Source organism: Halomonas sp. SpR8, from assembly GCF_031010195.1.
GTDB lineage: Bacteria > Pseudomonadota > Gammaproteobacteria > Pseudomonadales > Halomonadaceae > Vreelandella.
Map to the genome: position 1 here is coordinate 1 of NZ_JAUAMC010000011.1, position 13,655 is coordinate 13,655.

Annotated in this window: 13 protein-coding genes; 9 read left to right on the forward strand and 4 right to left on the reverse strand. The window is 54.7% G+C overall.

Annotated elements, in window-relative coordinates; translation table 11 throughout:
- Positions 1 to 101 (forward strand): IS3 family transposase (locus QT230_RS18195; protein ID WP_308323452.1); only part of this gene is annotated, 101 nt, incomplete at its 5' end.
- 61 nt (positions 102 to 162) lie between these two features.
- On the opposite strand, the gene xylB is transcribed toward QT230_RS18195, so the two are convergent.
- A complete protein-coding gene (gene xylB, locus QT230_RS18200; RefSeq protein ID WP_308323576.1) occupies positions 163 to 1,650 on the reverse strand; it encodes a xylulokinase in 1,488 nt (495 codons plus the stop codon).
- Positions 1,651 to 1,670: 20 nt separating this feature from the next.
- The gene (locus tag QT230_RS18205; RefSeq protein WP_308323577.1) at positions 1,671 to 2,753 is read right to left on the reverse strand and encodes a sn-glycerol-3-phosphate ABC transporter ATP-binding protein UgpC; all 1,083 of its coding nucleotides are present in this window, start codon (positions 2,751 to 2,753) and stop codon (positions 1,671 to 1,673) included.
- A 461-nt stretch (positions 2,754 to 3,214) separates the two neighbouring features.
- Between QT230_RS18205 and QT230_RS18210 the strand changes: the two genes are divergently transcribed.
- From QT230_RS18210 to QT230_RS18245, 8 genes are all read left to right on the forward strand, one after another.
- Positions 3,215 to 4,576, forward strand: a complete 1,362-nt coding sequence (locus QT230_RS18210) for an extracellular solute-binding protein (RefSeq protein WP_308323578.1) — start codon at positions 3,215 to 3,217, stop codon at positions 4,574 to 4,576.
- A gap of 97 nt (positions 4,577 to 4,673) precedes the next feature.
- Entirely contained in the window at positions 4,674 to 5,567 is an 894-nt protein-coding gene (locus QT230_RS18215; RefSeq protein ID WP_064233306.1) for a carbohydrate ABC transporter permease, read from the forward strand.
- Positions 5,564 to 6,406, forward strand: a complete 843-nt coding sequence (locus tag QT230_RS18220) for a carbohydrate ABC transporter permease (protein WP_308323579.1) — start codon at positions 5,564 to 5,566, stop codon at positions 6,404 to 6,406. Before QT230_RS18215 ends, QT230_RS18220 begins: the two co-directional genes overlap by 4 nt.
- 176 nt (positions 6,407 to 6,582) lie before the next feature.
- Positions 6,583 to 7,302: an FCD domain-containing protein gene (locus tag QT230_RS18225; protein ID WP_308323580.1), complete on the forward strand. Its 720-nt coding sequence runs from the start codon at positions 6,583 to 6,585 to the stop codon at positions 7,300 to 7,302.
- A gap of 39 nt (positions 7,303 to 7,341) precedes the next feature.
- Positions 7,342 to 8,490, forward strand: coding sequence for a galactonate dehydratase (dgoD, locus tag QT230_RS18230; protein WP_308323581.1), 1,149 nt, complete (start codon positions 7,342 to 7,344; stop codon positions 8,488 to 8,490).
- 3 nt (positions 8,491 to 8,493) lie between these two features.
- The gene (locus QT230_RS18235) at positions 8,494 to 9,489 is read left to right on the forward strand and encodes a 2-dehydro-3-deoxygalactonokinase (protein WP_308323582.1); all 996 of its coding nucleotides are present in this window, start codon (positions 8,494 to 8,496) and stop codon (positions 9,487 to 9,489) included.
- Positions 9,490 to 9,503: 14 nt separating this feature from the next.
- A complete protein-coding gene (locus tag QT230_RS18240; protein WP_308323583.1) occupies positions 9,504 to 10,109 on the forward strand; it encodes a 2-dehydro-3-deoxy-6-phosphogalactonate aldolase in 606 nt (201 codons plus the stop codon).
- A 27-nt stretch (positions 10,110 to 10,136) separates the two neighbouring features.
- A complete protein-coding gene (locus QT230_RS18245; RefSeq protein ID WP_308323584.1) occupies positions 10,137 to 11,021 on the forward strand; it encodes an SMP-30/gluconolactonase/LRE family protein in 885 nt (294 codons plus the stop codon).
- Between the two features lie 114 nt (positions 11,022 to 11,135).
- Here QT230_RS18245 and QT230_RS18250 read toward each other — a convergent pair whose 3' ends face one another.
- Together QT230_RS18250 and QT230_RS18255 are read right to left on the reverse strand one after the other, a co-directional pair.
- Positions 11,136 to 12,731, reverse strand: a complete 1,596-nt coding sequence (locus QT230_RS18250; protein WP_308323585.1) for a solute:sodium symporter family transporter — start codon at positions 12,729 to 12,731, stop codon at positions 11,136 to 11,138.
- Between the two features lie 245 nt (positions 12,732 to 12,976).
- Positions 12,977 to 13,639 carry a bifunctional 4-hydroxy-2-oxoglutarate aldolase/2-dehydro-3-deoxy-phosphogluconate aldolase gene (locus tag QT230_RS18255; RefSeq protein WP_308323586.1) on the reverse strand — a complete coding sequence of 221 codons (663 nt, stop codon included), beginning with the start codon at positions 13,637 to 13,639 and terminating at the stop codon, positions 12,977 to 12,979.
- Positions 13,640 to 13,655 lie beyond the last annotated feature (16 nt).

The window sequence follows — 13,655 nt, forward strand, 5'->3', positions numbered from 1 at the left end:
TCGTCGACTACATCCATTACTATAATCATCAGAGGATCAAGCAGAAACTAAAAGGCCTGAGTCCCGTGCAATACAGGACTCAGGCCATGTCAGCTAGTTGAGAGAACCAACCGTCCAACTATTGGGGGTCAGTTCATTCGGGTGGCGTTTGCTAGCGGCTGATTAATTATCAAGTTTGGATGCTATGGCAAATTCAGGTGATAAAGCACGGTATAGCCGCTTATAACGCTCGAAATTATGGCTATGATTTTCCGAGTTCGGCTCAAACACCTTTTCAATTCGCGGCGGCTGACAGACCGCCTCGGGATTTTCCTGGGTGACCGCCAAGCGCGCTAGACGCGCGGCGCCAAAGGCAGGGCCCGACTCACTCTCTTCACAGCGCGCAATCGGCCTCTCTAAAATATCCGCCAGAAGCTGTAGCCAATAATCACTACGGCTGCCCCCGCCAATCACGGTTAATCGCGCTATCGGCGTACCGGCCTGCTCGATGACATCTCGCGCTTCCCGCAACGAAAAGCCCACACCTTCCAATACCGCCTGAATCACTTCGCCGACGCCACTGGAAGGGTGTAAGCCAAACAGTACGCCGCGAGCATCGGGGTCGTTATGCGGGGTTCGCTCGCCATTTAAATACGGCAAAAACAGTAGCGACGACGCACTCCCCTTTTGCTTCTCAGCGGCAGCCAGGGCCTCGTCAATTGAGACACCCATCAACTTCGCTGCCCAGGCAAGTACGCTTGCCCCATTGAGCATGGCCGCCATTTGAAACCACCTTTCCGGAAGCGCATGGGCAAAAGCATGCAATGCATGCTTAGGCGCAGGGCGATAGCCAGAGGTGGCGATAAACAGCTGACTCGACGTTCCCAGAGTAAAAAAGGCATCCCCTTCGTTAATAGCTCCCAAACCTAATGCCCCTGCGGCTACATCTCCCGCACCGGCAGCAATTGGAACCTGGTTTTCAATACCCCACCGAGCCGCGATATCCGAATTGAGCGCGGCCAAAGCGGTACTACCCTCCGCCAAGTTCGGCAACTGGCGCTCTGCGACCCCACACGCTGCCAATATTTCCGGACTCCACGCACGCCTGGCTTGATCAAACAGTTGGGTGCCCGCCGCATCACACATATCGGTGATGCGCTCACCACTCATCCGCCAACGCACGTAATCCTTTGGCAAAAGGAAGTGGTGGGCATTGGCTAGCATTTCCGGCTCGTGGGCTTTTAACCACAACAGTTTGGCTGCCCAAAAGGCGGGCATGGGCTCAACACTGGTAATGGTGGCCACGTCCAACTCAGGCAAGCGCTCTTTAAGCTGCTGACACTGCTGGCTGGCCCGGCTGTCGTTCCACAAAATAGCTGGGCGAATAACCTCGCCGTGTTGGCTCTGAACCACTAGCCCATGCATTTGGCCGGATAGACCTATCCCGGCTACTTTTGCCATTGCAGCGTCAGCCTGCCGCCTTAATTGCGCGACCACCTCCTCAACGGCTTGCCACCACAGCTCTGGGTCCTGTTCCGCCCATCCAGCATGGGGGTGGGTAACGCTGTAAGCCGAACTTGCGGTGGCCAGACACAGCTGATGGGTATCGACCAGCACGCCTTTTACCGCCGAAGTGCCAATATCCAAGCCTAAATACGTCTGCGTACTCATTGGAGCCTTCCGCCTTGTGGTTAGGCCGCCCGAGAGGAGGCGTGCCAGGCAATTCGCTCGCCACTCGCCGCATCAAACAGATGGTTTTTATTCACGTTGATGGCCAGGTTGATGGTATCGCCGGGCTTAACCTGATGGCGCTCACGAAACACAATGGTGATATGTTGATCGCCTAACTTGGCGACCACGTGAATCTCAGCGCCGGTGGGTTCCACCGTGATGATCTCTACCGGAACGCCTTGATCTGCCAGCGTCATATCCTCAGGGCGAATACCGTAGACCGCGTCGCCCGCCGAGTTGGAGATATCAATATCCCCCAACGGCAATTGGCCACCGCCCCGCACCTGGAACTGCCCATCGTCGCCCACTTGGCCATGAATCAAGTTCATACCCGGTGAACCGATAAAACTGGCCACGAATAAATTGGCAGGATGGTCGTAAAGCTCCAGTGGAGTACCCATTTGCTGAACGTAGCCTTGGTGCAGTACCACAATTCGGTCAGCCATGGTCATGGCTTCAATTTGGTCGTGAGTAACATACACGGTAGTGGTTTTAAGCCGCTGATGTAGCTCTTTAATTTCCGTGCGCATGGAAACACGCAGCTTGGCATCCAGGTTGGAGAGCGGTTCATCAAACAGGAACACCTGCGGGTCGCGTACAATCGCTCGCCCCATCGCCACCCGCTGACGCTGGCCACCGGAAAGTTCACGGGGAAAACGTTTTAGCAGCGGCTCTAAATTGAGAATCTCAGCGGCAGCATTCACCTTGTCATTTATCTCACTTTTCGACACTTTGGAGAGCTTGAGTGAGAAGCCCATATTGTCAGCCACCGTCATGTGCGGATAGAGCGCGTAGCTCTGAAACACCATGGCGATATCGCGCGCTTTGGGTGACATATCGTTCACCACCGTCCCGCCAATCTTCACATTACCGTCGCTGATCGACTCAAGCCCGGCAATCATGCGCAGCAACGTGGACTTACCGCAGCCGGAAGGCCCCACCAGAATGACAAACTCACCATCGTTAATTTCGATATCCACACCGTGGATCACCCGTTCTTCCCCAAAGCGTTTCTGCACATTTTCCAGCGTAATGTTAGCCATCGTTGTTATATCCTTCTTTGGTCTAATAAGAGCAGTAAAACGGCTAAAAGTATCGGCATCCAATGTTTAGCGTTAGACATTAGTCCAAATAATTATCTATTTAAACTTTGAAAACCAACGTTTAAAAGGATCATTACCGCCTCAACCTTTAGCCCCTCAAAAAACACAAATACATGTTTTTAATGTTTTTTATATTCATTTCTAGCTGTTTTATTGCCGATCACAAAACACTATCGTTACTTATTCTCGGCTCAACATGTAGTTATTAATTACGCTAGGTGACACGATTCTGCAAATCCTTTATGTTGGACGTCGGTCAGATTGAAATTCGCATCAATAAAGTGTCTGGAAAAAATTCCTCATCAATAATCACAATGGGTCCTAGCGATTCACCCTTGTAGCGGCGATGCTTACTTTCGAGAGAAAGGGCATAACAATAAAGAGCCTTAGGAGATTGACACATGACAACAACACGCATGCTCACCGCCACCGGATTAGGCCTAGCCATAGCCACGGCCAGCGCTACGGCAATGGCGGAAGACGTTACGATCCGCTGGGCGCTTCACCCAGGTGAAGAAGCCGATGCCGTAGTGAACTACTTTGCTCCCGAATATGAGCGCCAAACCGGCGTTAAAGTGATTGGTGAAATACTGCCACCCGACCAGTTACGCGACCGCATGTCGATCGAAGCCATTGGCGGCACCGGGCGTTGGGATATGGGCTATCACAGCCCCGGCTGGTTTGGCAGTTTCAAAGACCATGTGGTCGATTTAACGCCTTACATCGAAAAATATGATTTTGATATCGACGCTTATCCTGCGCGAATTCGCGAATCGCATATGGAGAGCAGCGCTCGCCCTGGTGAAATTATCGCCCTGCCCACTACCCCAGCAGCGCCCATGTTAATCGTCCGCGAAGATTTCTTCTCACACCCGGACGAGCAGGCAGCCTTCGAGGAAGAGTACGGACGCAAGCTTGAAGTCCCGCACACCTGGCAAGAGCTTTACGAAGTGGGGGAATTTTTCACGCGTGAAGCGGGTGAAACGGTGGCCGGTGAGACCCTGGAAGAGGATCTATACGGCTGGACCGACGCCTTAGGTGCGGGCAGCGGCGTGGCACGTAGTTTTATCGTCATGCTCTACTCCACGGGCCTTGAAGGCTGGGATGAAAACTACCAACCCGACCTTGATCACCCCATCTTAGTCGAGGCCGCCAACCTGTTTGTCGATCTTGCCAATGACGTGGCACCCCGCGCTGCCCGTAACTGGGATTTTCTTGAAGGGCTAAGCTACTTCCGCGATGGCCGTTTAGCCATGGCCACCATGTGGCCCCAAGGGCTTTCCACGGTTGAAGATCCCCAAGGCGAAGCCGCCGGTAACGTGGGCTATCAACCGCTACCCGCCTTTGAAGGTAACCTGCAGGATTACCCCCAAGGCGTGCCCTTCTTAGGCGGCGGCGGGGTCTTCGTTATGGATACTGAAAATTCCGAAGAAGCGTTTAAGTTTCTGAAATGGATGCTGCAGGATAACGAAATCGAGTGGGGTAAACGTACCAAGCAGTTTTCCCGCACGGCTCACTTCAACAGCGAAGAACTGCGCAGCCTAGAGCCTCATTATGCTGACTTCTTGCCCGCCTACGAGCAGACCCTTGAACACGTATTTGTTCGTCAGGGCATTCCTGAATACGGCACCGTTATGTGGCAGGGCACCGTTGACTTCGCCACCGAAGTACTCAGCGGCGACTTAACCCCAGAGCAAGCGCAGGATCGCTGGGTAGATAACATGACGCGTACCTTCCAGCGCGCAGGCTACCTCGAACGCTAGGCGACCTCGAAACCTAACCTCTTTGGCGGTGGCGGCTCGGCCTACCCCGGCTAAGCCGCCACTGCTTTTGAATTGATGCTTTAACGAGGTTTGCGCTATGCAAAATAATCTCCTTAATCGCTACACCCGTGGCTGGTATTTTGTATTGCCCGGCTTAATCGTTATGTTGCTGATTGTGGCGTTTCCCCTTGGCATCGCCGCACGCTTCAGTCTACACGACGTATTTCTTTATGATTTCAGCAACCAATGGTTTGTCGGGCTGGAAAACTACACGCGCGCTTGGACAGATCCCCTCTTTATTAACTCCGTTAAGGTGACGCTACTCTTTACCCTCGCCAATACTCTCGGTTGCTTAATCGTCGGTTTACTGGTTGCCTTTTTATTAAGCGGAAAGCGCATTCGCTTTAAAGCCGGTTGGATGGCGTTATTTCTGCTGCCCTTTGTAATGACTCCGGTAATTGTCGGGATCACCTGGCGGCTATTTATGTGGGAACCGGACTTTGGGGTGATTAATCAACTGTTAGGCTTTTTCGGCATTACCGGCCCCTACTGGCTAACCGATAGCTCAACGGCCCTGTTTGCCACCGCGCTGACCAATGCCTGGCACTTAACCCCCATGGCGATATTGGTGCTCTACGCAGCGCTTACCACAATTCCCGACGATATGTATGAAGCCGCTAAGGTCGACGGTGCCGGTGCATTCCAGACCCTATGGTACGTGGTGCTACCGATGATTCGGGCACACATTCTGTTCGTCTCCATCATCATCATGACCAGTGCATTCCGCGAATTTGACATGGTCTACACCATGACCGGTGGTGGCCCCGGCCGCTCGACAACCGTAATGAGTATCTTGGCTTATAACCGCGGTATCGCGAATCAGGATATGGGCATGGCCAACACCATCGCCTTTACCATGTTTATGATTATGGCGGTCGTGGCCTGGCTGTATATTAAAGTCTACAAGGTAAATAAGGAGGCCAGCGCATGAATGATCGTAACAAAGCCAACGCAAAACTCGCTGGTCAGTATTTCGGCTTAACCATCTGGCTGATTATTTCACTGCTGCCACCAGTTATTCTGCTCGCGGCGGCCTTTAACGAAACCGCCATGTTTCGCTCTCCGCTAGCGCTACTAACGTTAAGCGACTTTACCCTTAACAACTTTAGCGTTGCCTTTAACGCTGGCGATTTTTGGTTCTATTTCCGTAACAGCGTGATTATCGCCGTAGCATCGGTGATTATTTCGGTGGCGGTATGCGTACCTATGGCTTATGGGCTTAACAAACTACGCCCTAAAATACGCGGGGCGCTATCGTTTGCGATACTGGCCATGCGCTTCCTTCCTCACGTGGTGCTGGCGCTGCCGCTGTTTCTGATCTTTGTCGACTTAGGGTTATCTGGCTCACGCACCGGGCTGCTGTTTGCCCATTTGGCGATTCATATACCCTTCGCCGTATGGATGATGGTGGGCTTTTTTGAAAACGTGCCCAAAGAGATGGAAGAAGCTGCCATCGTTGATGGCTGCGGCCCCTGGAAGCTTTTCTGGAGCATTTCGCTCCCTGTCGTTCGCCCAGGCCTAAACGCACTGGCGATTCTGATTTTTATCATGTCCTGGAACGAGTACCTGTTTGCGCTGTTCCTTGCAGGCAGCGACGCCCAGCCACTGACGGTGGGGATTACTCGCTTCATGGGCGGCGTTGAAGCCGGTGCCCAGTACGGGGTGATTGCCGCCTACGCCAGCTTGATCGTGCTGCCGGTGATTATCTTTGCGCTGCTTGCCAACCGCTATATCGTGACAGGTATGACCGCCGGTGCGGTTAAGGGATAACGTTTCAGCCACGACTTACTAACCACGATTTGCCCACTTCTGTTGCCAACAGACGTGGGCTTTTTTTGCTTGGATTAAGCGCCACCGTTAGCCTAAAGGCGACCACAGCATGCCTTGTCTAAATGTCAGACATTTACTAGACTAGTTGTCATCGAACACATAGTAAGAGACAACCGATGACGCTGAACGCTCTACCGCCCCATCAGGGTGGTGCCGAACAGTTAGCGCGTTTACTCGCCCAGTCCCTGCTGGCAGGCCATTGGCAGCCCGGCGATGTTTTTCCCCGCGAGCTGGATATCGGCGCTCATTTTAACGTCAGCCGTAATCAGGTTCGCAATGCGCTGACCAGCCTCACCGCGGCAGGGCTCTTAGAGCGCACCGCAGGGCGCGGCACGCTGGTGCGCGAGATCGGCGACTGGCACCTGCTAGACCCACTTATGAGTGAATGGATGACCGGCTTGGTTAACCTTGATCCGCAACTGGTAAAGGCCATTTACGCTTTTCGTTTTTCTGCTGAGCCCGTGGTGGCAGGACTGGCAGCACAGGCAGCCCAGGCTGAAGACATTGAACGCCTTGAGAGCGCCTTTACAGGCATGGAAAAAACGGCCAGCAGCGTGGAAGCCCGCGCCGAGCATGCCGAGTACGACGTCGCCTTTCACGATGCCACTTACCGGGCCAGCCACAATTTAGTCTGGCGGCAAATGGGGCATCTGCTGCGCCCCTCCATTATGGCGCTGATACACCGCTCGCAAGATCGCACGGACACCTTAGACGACAGCCTTACACGCCACCGTCAGGTACTTGACGCTATCCGTAGCCGCAATGCCAGCGCCGCAGAAACCGCCGCGAGAGAAGTACTGCGCCGCACGGCTATCGACCTTGGCATCGTCAGTTAAAAATTCAATCAATACTTCTATTCAGAAGGATAATCGAACATGAAAATTACCAAACTCAAGACCTGGCAAGTTCCCCCACGCTGGCTGTTTCTCAAGATCGAAACCGACGAAGGCTGCTACGGTTGGGGAGAACCCGTGATTGAAGGCCGTGCGGCGACCGTTGAGGCCGCCGTGCATGAGCTCTCCGACTACCTGATTGGCCAGGATCCACACCGCATCGAGCACCTATGGAACACGATGTACCGCGCCGGATTTTATCGCGGTGGGCCGATTTTAATGAGCGCAATTGCCGGGATCGACCAGGCGCTATGGGATCTTAAAGGTCGTGACCTGGGTGTGCCCGTTCACCAGCTGTTAGGCGGTGCCGTGCGCGATAAAATGCGCATGTATGCCTGGACCGGCGGCGACCGCCCCAGCGATGTGGGCGCGGGTGCCAAAGCGCTGGTCGAAAAAGGCTTCACCGCTTTCAAAATGAACGGCACCCCCGAGATGCAAATCGTCGATTCGCACCGCAAGGTCGATGAAGCCGTCGCTCGCGTGGCCGAAGCCCGCGATGCGGTGGGGCCGGATGTCGGCATTGGCATCGACTTTCATGGCCGTGTGCACCGCCCCATGGCCAAAGCGCTGCTGCGCGAGCTAGAGCCCTTCCACCCCATGTTTGTGGAAGAGCCGGTTGCTCCCGAGCACCTGCCCTGCCTGAAAGACATTGCTGGAGGCCTGGGCTACCCGCTGGCCACCGGCGAGCGGCTGCACACTCGCTTTCAGTTCCGCGATCTGCTGGCCGACGGCATGATCGATATTATCCAACCGGATATTTCCCACTGCGGCGGCATTAGCGAAGGCCTCAAGATCGCGGCTCTGGCTTCCGCCTACGATGTCGCCCTGGCTCCCCACTGCCCGCTTGGCCCGTTAACTCTGGCCGCTTCGCTACAGCTGGACGCCGTCAGCCACAACGCCTTCATCCAAGAGCAAAGCATGGGCATTCACTACAACCAGGGTAACGATGTACTCGACTACCTGGTCGATAAATCTGCCCTGGCGATTGAAGACGGCTTCTGCGCCATTCCCCAAGGCCCAGGACTTGGCGTTGAGATTAACGAAGCGTTCGTTGAGGAGCGCGCCAAGGTAGGCCACCGCTGGCGCAACCCGGTGTGGAGCCACGAAGACGGCTCTATTGCGGAGTGGTAGGACATGGGTTCAACCGTGATGAGTGAAACGCCTGAAATTACAGATCAATTAACCTGGATTGCCGTGGACTGGGGCTCCAGCAACCTGCGCGCCTGGGGTCTGAATGAGCATGACCAGGTGATTACCCAAGCCACTAGCGACAAGGGTATGCTGTCGCTCAAAGCCGATGAGTATGAAGCCGAACTGCTGCGGCTAGTGGGCGACTGGCTGCCCACCACCGGCCGGACTGATGTGTTGGTGTGCGGTATGGCGGGGGCGCGCCAAGGCTGGCTGGAAGCCGCCTATTTGCCGGTGCCTACCCGGCTTGACCAACTTAGCCAAGGCGCAGTCACACCAACGCTTTCAGGCGACCAGCTACGTGTTTATCTACTGCCCGGTTTAAGCCAAACCCGCAGCACGGCGACCCACTTTGATGTAATGCGTGGCGAGGAGACACAGTTAGCAGGCCTCGTCGCTGACCCACCTGACTTTACGGGTCTCGCCTGCCTGCCCGGCACCCACGCCAAATGGGCCACTCTTGAAGAGGGCGCGGTGAGTGGGTTTTCGACCTACTTAACCGGCGAGCTCTACCAGCTATTGGCCACCAAATCAGTTTTGCGCCATTCCGTCGGCAGCGATGGGCTTCAAGACCCTGTTTGCCGTGAGGCGTTTATTGCGGCCGTTAGCGAGATCTACGCGGCGCCCGAAACCTTTAGTAGTCGCTTGTTCGGCCTGCGCGCCCAGGATTTACTCGATGGTCGGCTACCTACTGGCGACACGCGTGGCGCCGTACTGGCGGCCAGGCTCTCAGGACTTGCCATTGGCCTTGAACTTGCCGGCGCCTGCCGTGAATGTCCCACCGATAAGCCGATCATGCTGATTGGCAACCAAACCCTAAGCCAGCGCTATACGCTGGCGCTCAATACAATCGGCCATCAGGCGCAGCATATGGATGGTGACGCCGCGGTACTCGCTGGCCTTCGGCTTGCCCATCAATCGCTTAAGGCGGCTAACTGTTAATGGAGAGAGTGACTATGACGTTGCCCTTAATTGGTATTTTGCGCGGCGTGGCGCCCGACGAAGTGGTTGATATTGCTAAAGCGGTGCTGGAAGCGGGCATTACCCAGATTGAAGTACCGCTTAATTCACCCAATCCGCTGGAAAGCATTCGCCGCTTGGTTGACGCATTTGGCGAGAGCGCAGTCATCGGTGCAGGTACGGTGCTCACTCCGGCTCAGGTGCGTGAAGTTCACGCTGCTGGTGGACGCCTGATCGTTTCTCCCAACTGTCGGCCTGCGGTCATTGAAGAGACGCATAGACTCGGTATGGCGAGTTGGCCAGGGATTGTGACGCCCTCTGAAGCCTTCGATGCACTCGATGCAGGTGCCACCGGACTTAAACTCTTCCCCGCGGTGCAGGTAGGATTAGAGGGCATGCAGGCAGTGCGCTCAGTACTGCCCACAGGCACCCTTTTGTATGCTGTTGGCGGCGTTGGGGTCGATAACTTCGCCGCTTGGCGCGCAGCAGGTGTCGATGGTGCAGGCCTGGGCAGCGCGTTATATAAACCCGGCCAAAGCGCTTCTCAAGTAGGGCAACAGGCTCAAGCCCTTGTCGATGCTTGGTTAGCAGGAGAACAATAAGGAGAACTAACAACAATGAGCACAGGTATGCATGTTTCAACGTGGCAAGCAGAGTTAGCGGTTGATTGCCGCTGTACCCTGGGTGAAGGCCCACAGTGGGACGCCAAAAATCAACGCCTCTATTGGTGCGACATTCTAGAAAAGCAGTTGCACTGGCTCTCCCCCGCCAGCGGTGAGAGCGGCCACTTTCAGTTTGATCATCAAGTGTCACTGGCTGCGCCCCTTGAAGAGGGTGGCCTGCTGTTAGTCGGCGAAGACCGCCTAAGCCGCTTTGACCCAGACAGCAGCAGTATCGAAAAGCTGTGTGATTTCGAGGCCGATAACTCGGTCACCCGCAGCAATGACGCCCGCATTGACCGCCACGGCAGCCTGTGGCTCTCCAGCATGGGTAAAAGTGCGGAAAGAAACGCGGGAAGCCTTTACCGTCTGCATCGCGGTAAACTCACCCCGTTGCGCTCAGGTCTGACAATCCCCAATGCTATCTGCTTTTCAGAGAATGGTGAGTTTGCCTGGTTTACCGATACGGTGACAGGCGTGGTGATGCGCTGGGCGCTGGATAGCGACGGCTGGCCGCAAGGCGAGCCCCAGCCCTGGGCGGATTTTTTCTCTAGTCTGGGCAACCCCGATGGTGCAGTCATGGATAGCGAAGGCTGCCTATGGCTAGCGCTGTGGGGAGCTGGGCAGGTGGTGCGTTTGGATCACGATGGTCAAATTATTGGCCGGGTTGAACTGCCCGTCAGCCAACCCTCCTGCCCGGCTTTTGCAGGCCCTGATCTAAAAACACTCTATATCACCACAGCGCAAGAGGGGTTTTGTGCAGAGCAGCTAGCCCAAGAGCCTACCGCAGGCTCGCTTTATGTGGTCGAAACCGGTATCAAGGGGCTAGCCGAACCGCCGTTGCGTCTCGCATAAATTTCCCCAAACCGCTCATGAACCTCTCAGCAAAAGGCCCCCGCTAGTAGATACTAGTGGGGCCTCTTTCTATTACGCTGTTACGATTTCACCGATTAGCTACAAGGTGGGCGATCAGCCAGCAAAGCTTATGTACATCACGATGACTAACACGACCAGGACGATACCGGCGGGTACTGCGCCTTTCCAGGGTGTTAGATCCACGTCGCCGCTGTGCTCCTGAATCCAGTCGGTTTCACGTGGGCGCAGCTTGCCGATGATCAGCATCACGATGACCAACAGCACAAACACCATCGCCACAAAGTGGAACTCGTGCATGACCTGCGGTAGCAGGGTAAACGGTGGCACGAAGTAACCGGCAGCAATCAACAAGCAGCCACCGATCAGCGCAATTTTAGCCGCCATAGGCGGAACACGTTTCGTCAACAGACCGACCAGCACTACCGCCAGAATCGGAATAAAGTAGATCGCGTTCATCTTCTGCAGATAACCAAACAGGCTATCCTGGCCAGCCAGCAGCGGGGCAATAATCATGGTAAGAATCGCCATGATCCAGCCGAAGACTTTACCCGATTTAACCACCTGCTCTTCCGTCGCCTGTTTATTTAGCACGCCTTTATAGATGCCCAGGCTGAAAATCGTGGTGGTACTGTTAAGCGCGGAGTTAAACGACGACAGAATCGCACCGACCATCACCGCGGCAAAAAACCCGGTGAGATACGGCGGCAGTACGTTAAACACCAAATGGCCGTAGGCTTCATCGGCACGCACGCCCTGATCAGTATAAAGGTGATAAGCAATAATGCCGGGCAGCACCAGATAGAGTGGCCCCAGTAGTTTAAACAGACCGGTCAGCAGCACGCCCTTCTGACCTTCAGCCAGGTTTTTGGCCGCAAAGGTACGCTGAATAATCTGCTGGTTGGTGGTCCAGTAGAACAGGTTGATCAGGAAAACGCCGGTAAACAGAGTAAAGAACGGCACCTGCTGATCAGCGCCGCCAATCGAATTAAGCTTATCCGGGTCGCTCTCTTTGAGGATGCTCCAGCCTTCCATAATGCCGCTGCCGTCACTCACGGCCTGAAGGCCGAAATAGACGATCAAAAAACCACCGATCAATAGCCCAACGCCGTTAAGCGTATCCGAGACTGCAACCGTGCGTAGCCCGCCAAACAGTGCATACACCGCGCCGATAATACCGACGATCCACACCGTTAACCAAAGCAGTGTCGCCGAAGACTCGATACCGGTAAGCCCCTGAAGATCGAGCATCCCCTGCAGACCGATGGCGCCGGAATAGAGAATAATCGGCAGCAGAACCACTGCATAAGCAATTAGGAAAATGATATTGGTGATTAGCTGCGTGGTCTTATCGAAACGAATTTCGAGTAGCTGTGGCAGCGTGGCAATACCACTTTTCAAAAACCGCGGCAGGAAGAAGAGCGCCAATGCCACCAGTGCGATAACCGCCACCACTTCCCAGGCCATCACGCTTAAACCATCGGAAAACGCTGCCCCATTGAGCCCCACCATTTGCTCGGTGGAGAGGTTGGTCATTAGCAAAGAGCCAGCGATCAGCGGGAAAGTTAGCGTACGCCCTGCCAGAAAGTAGCCGCTGGTACTTGAGTGGTCATCTCGGCGAGTGATTTGCCAAGTGATAAAGGCGACAAGCCCTGTAATAAACAGGAAGGACGCCAGGGTCAAAGCGTGCATTTTGACTCACCTCATGATCATTGTAAGTGGCACGCACGTTACTGTATGCGCGTATAGCGAAATGTCAGACAAATCGTGCCGCCATTTTAGTTGAGCTGAATATAGCCCGTTATACGTCTTTGGTCTTAAACGGGCGGCCAACATAGCTAAAAGATTAAATTTTGTCCTAAAAAAACCTAGCTATGTTTAAAACATAGCTAGGGATAGCTTTTCTTACCTAGTGGGTGCAACCAGCGGCGGTTTATTTAGTGATGAAAACGCTCCGCTGCTTGGCGGGCCAGTTCACGAATACCGTCCCAATCTTCGGCTTCCACCATCGCTTTGGGCGTCAACCAGGAACCGCCAACGCACATCACATTGGGCAATGAAAGATAGTCATCGGCGTTGTCCACGGTAATACCACCGGTGGGGCAGAAGCGCGCCTCAGGGATTGGCGCGCCAAACGCTTTGATGGCTTTGGCGCCACCGCTGGATTCAGCAGGGAAGAACTTAAACCGGCGGTAGCCGTACTGCCAGCCAGTCATCAGCTCTGAAATGGTTGAAACACCCGGCAACATCGGCACCGGGCTTTCTACACCGTAGCGATAAAGCGCATCCGTCGCGCCTGGCGTCACCACAAAGTCAGCACCGACCTGCTCGGCCTGGCGGTACTGGGCCGGAGTTAACACGGTACCCACCCCAATGCTGGCGCCTGGCAGCGCTTCTTTCATGCGCTTGATGGCATCCAAAGCACAATCTGTGCGCAGGGTAATTTCAAGTACCGTTAAACCACCTTCCACCAGGGCACGTCCTAACGGTACCGCGTCTTCCAAACGCTCGATGGTAATGACCGGAATCACTTCGGCTTTTAAGCAGATGCTATCCAGCTCTGCGGTGCGAGTAGAGGGTAGCTGTTTATCGATAGTCATTAGTGAGTCTCCAAGC

Coding starts and splice junctions, on each gene's coding strand:
- xylB (WP_308323576.1), bottom strand. CDS start 1,650: ATGAGTACGCAGACGTATTTAGGCTTGGATATTGGCACTTCGGCGGTA.
- QT230_RS18205 (WP_308323577.1), bottom strand. CDS start 2,753: ATGGCTAACATTACGCTGGAAAATGTGCAGAAACGCTTTGGGGAAGAA.
- QT230_RS18210 (WP_308323578.1), top strand. CDS start 3,215: ATGACAACAACACGCATGCTCACCGCCACCGGATTAGGCCTAGCCATA.
- QT230_RS18215 (WP_064233306.1), top strand. CDS start 4,674: ATGCAAAATAATCTCCTTAATCGCTACACCCGTGGCTGGTATTTTGTA.
- QT230_RS18220 (WP_308323579.1), top strand. CDS start 5,564: ATGAATGATCGTAACAAAGCCAACGCAAAACTCGCTGGTCAGTATTTC.
- QT230_RS18225 (WP_308323580.1), top strand. CDS start 6,583: ATGACGCTGAACGCTCTACCGCCCCATCAGGGTGGTGCCGAACAGTTA.
- dgoD (WP_308323581.1), top strand. CDS start 7,342: ATGAAAATTACCAAACTCAAGACCTGGCAAGTTCCCCCACGCTGGCTG.
- QT230_RS18235 (WP_308323582.1), top strand. CDS start 8,494: ATGGGTTCAACCGTGATGAGTGAAACGCCTGAAATTACAGATCAATTA.
- QT230_RS18240 (WP_308323583.1), top strand. CDS start 9,504: ATGACGTTGCCCTTAATTGGTATTTTGCGCGGCGTGGCGCCCGACGAA.
- QT230_RS18245 (WP_308323584.1), top strand. CDS start 10,137: ATGCATGTTTCAACGTGGCAAGCAGAGTTAGCGGTTGATTGCCGCTGT.
- QT230_RS18250 (WP_308323585.1), bottom strand. CDS start 12,731: ATGCACGCTTTGACCCTGGCGTCCTTCCTGTTTATTACAGGGCTTGTC.
- QT230_RS18255 (WP_308323586.1), bottom strand. CDS start 13,639: ATGACTATCGATAAACAGCTACCCTCTACTCGCACCGCAGAGCTGGAT.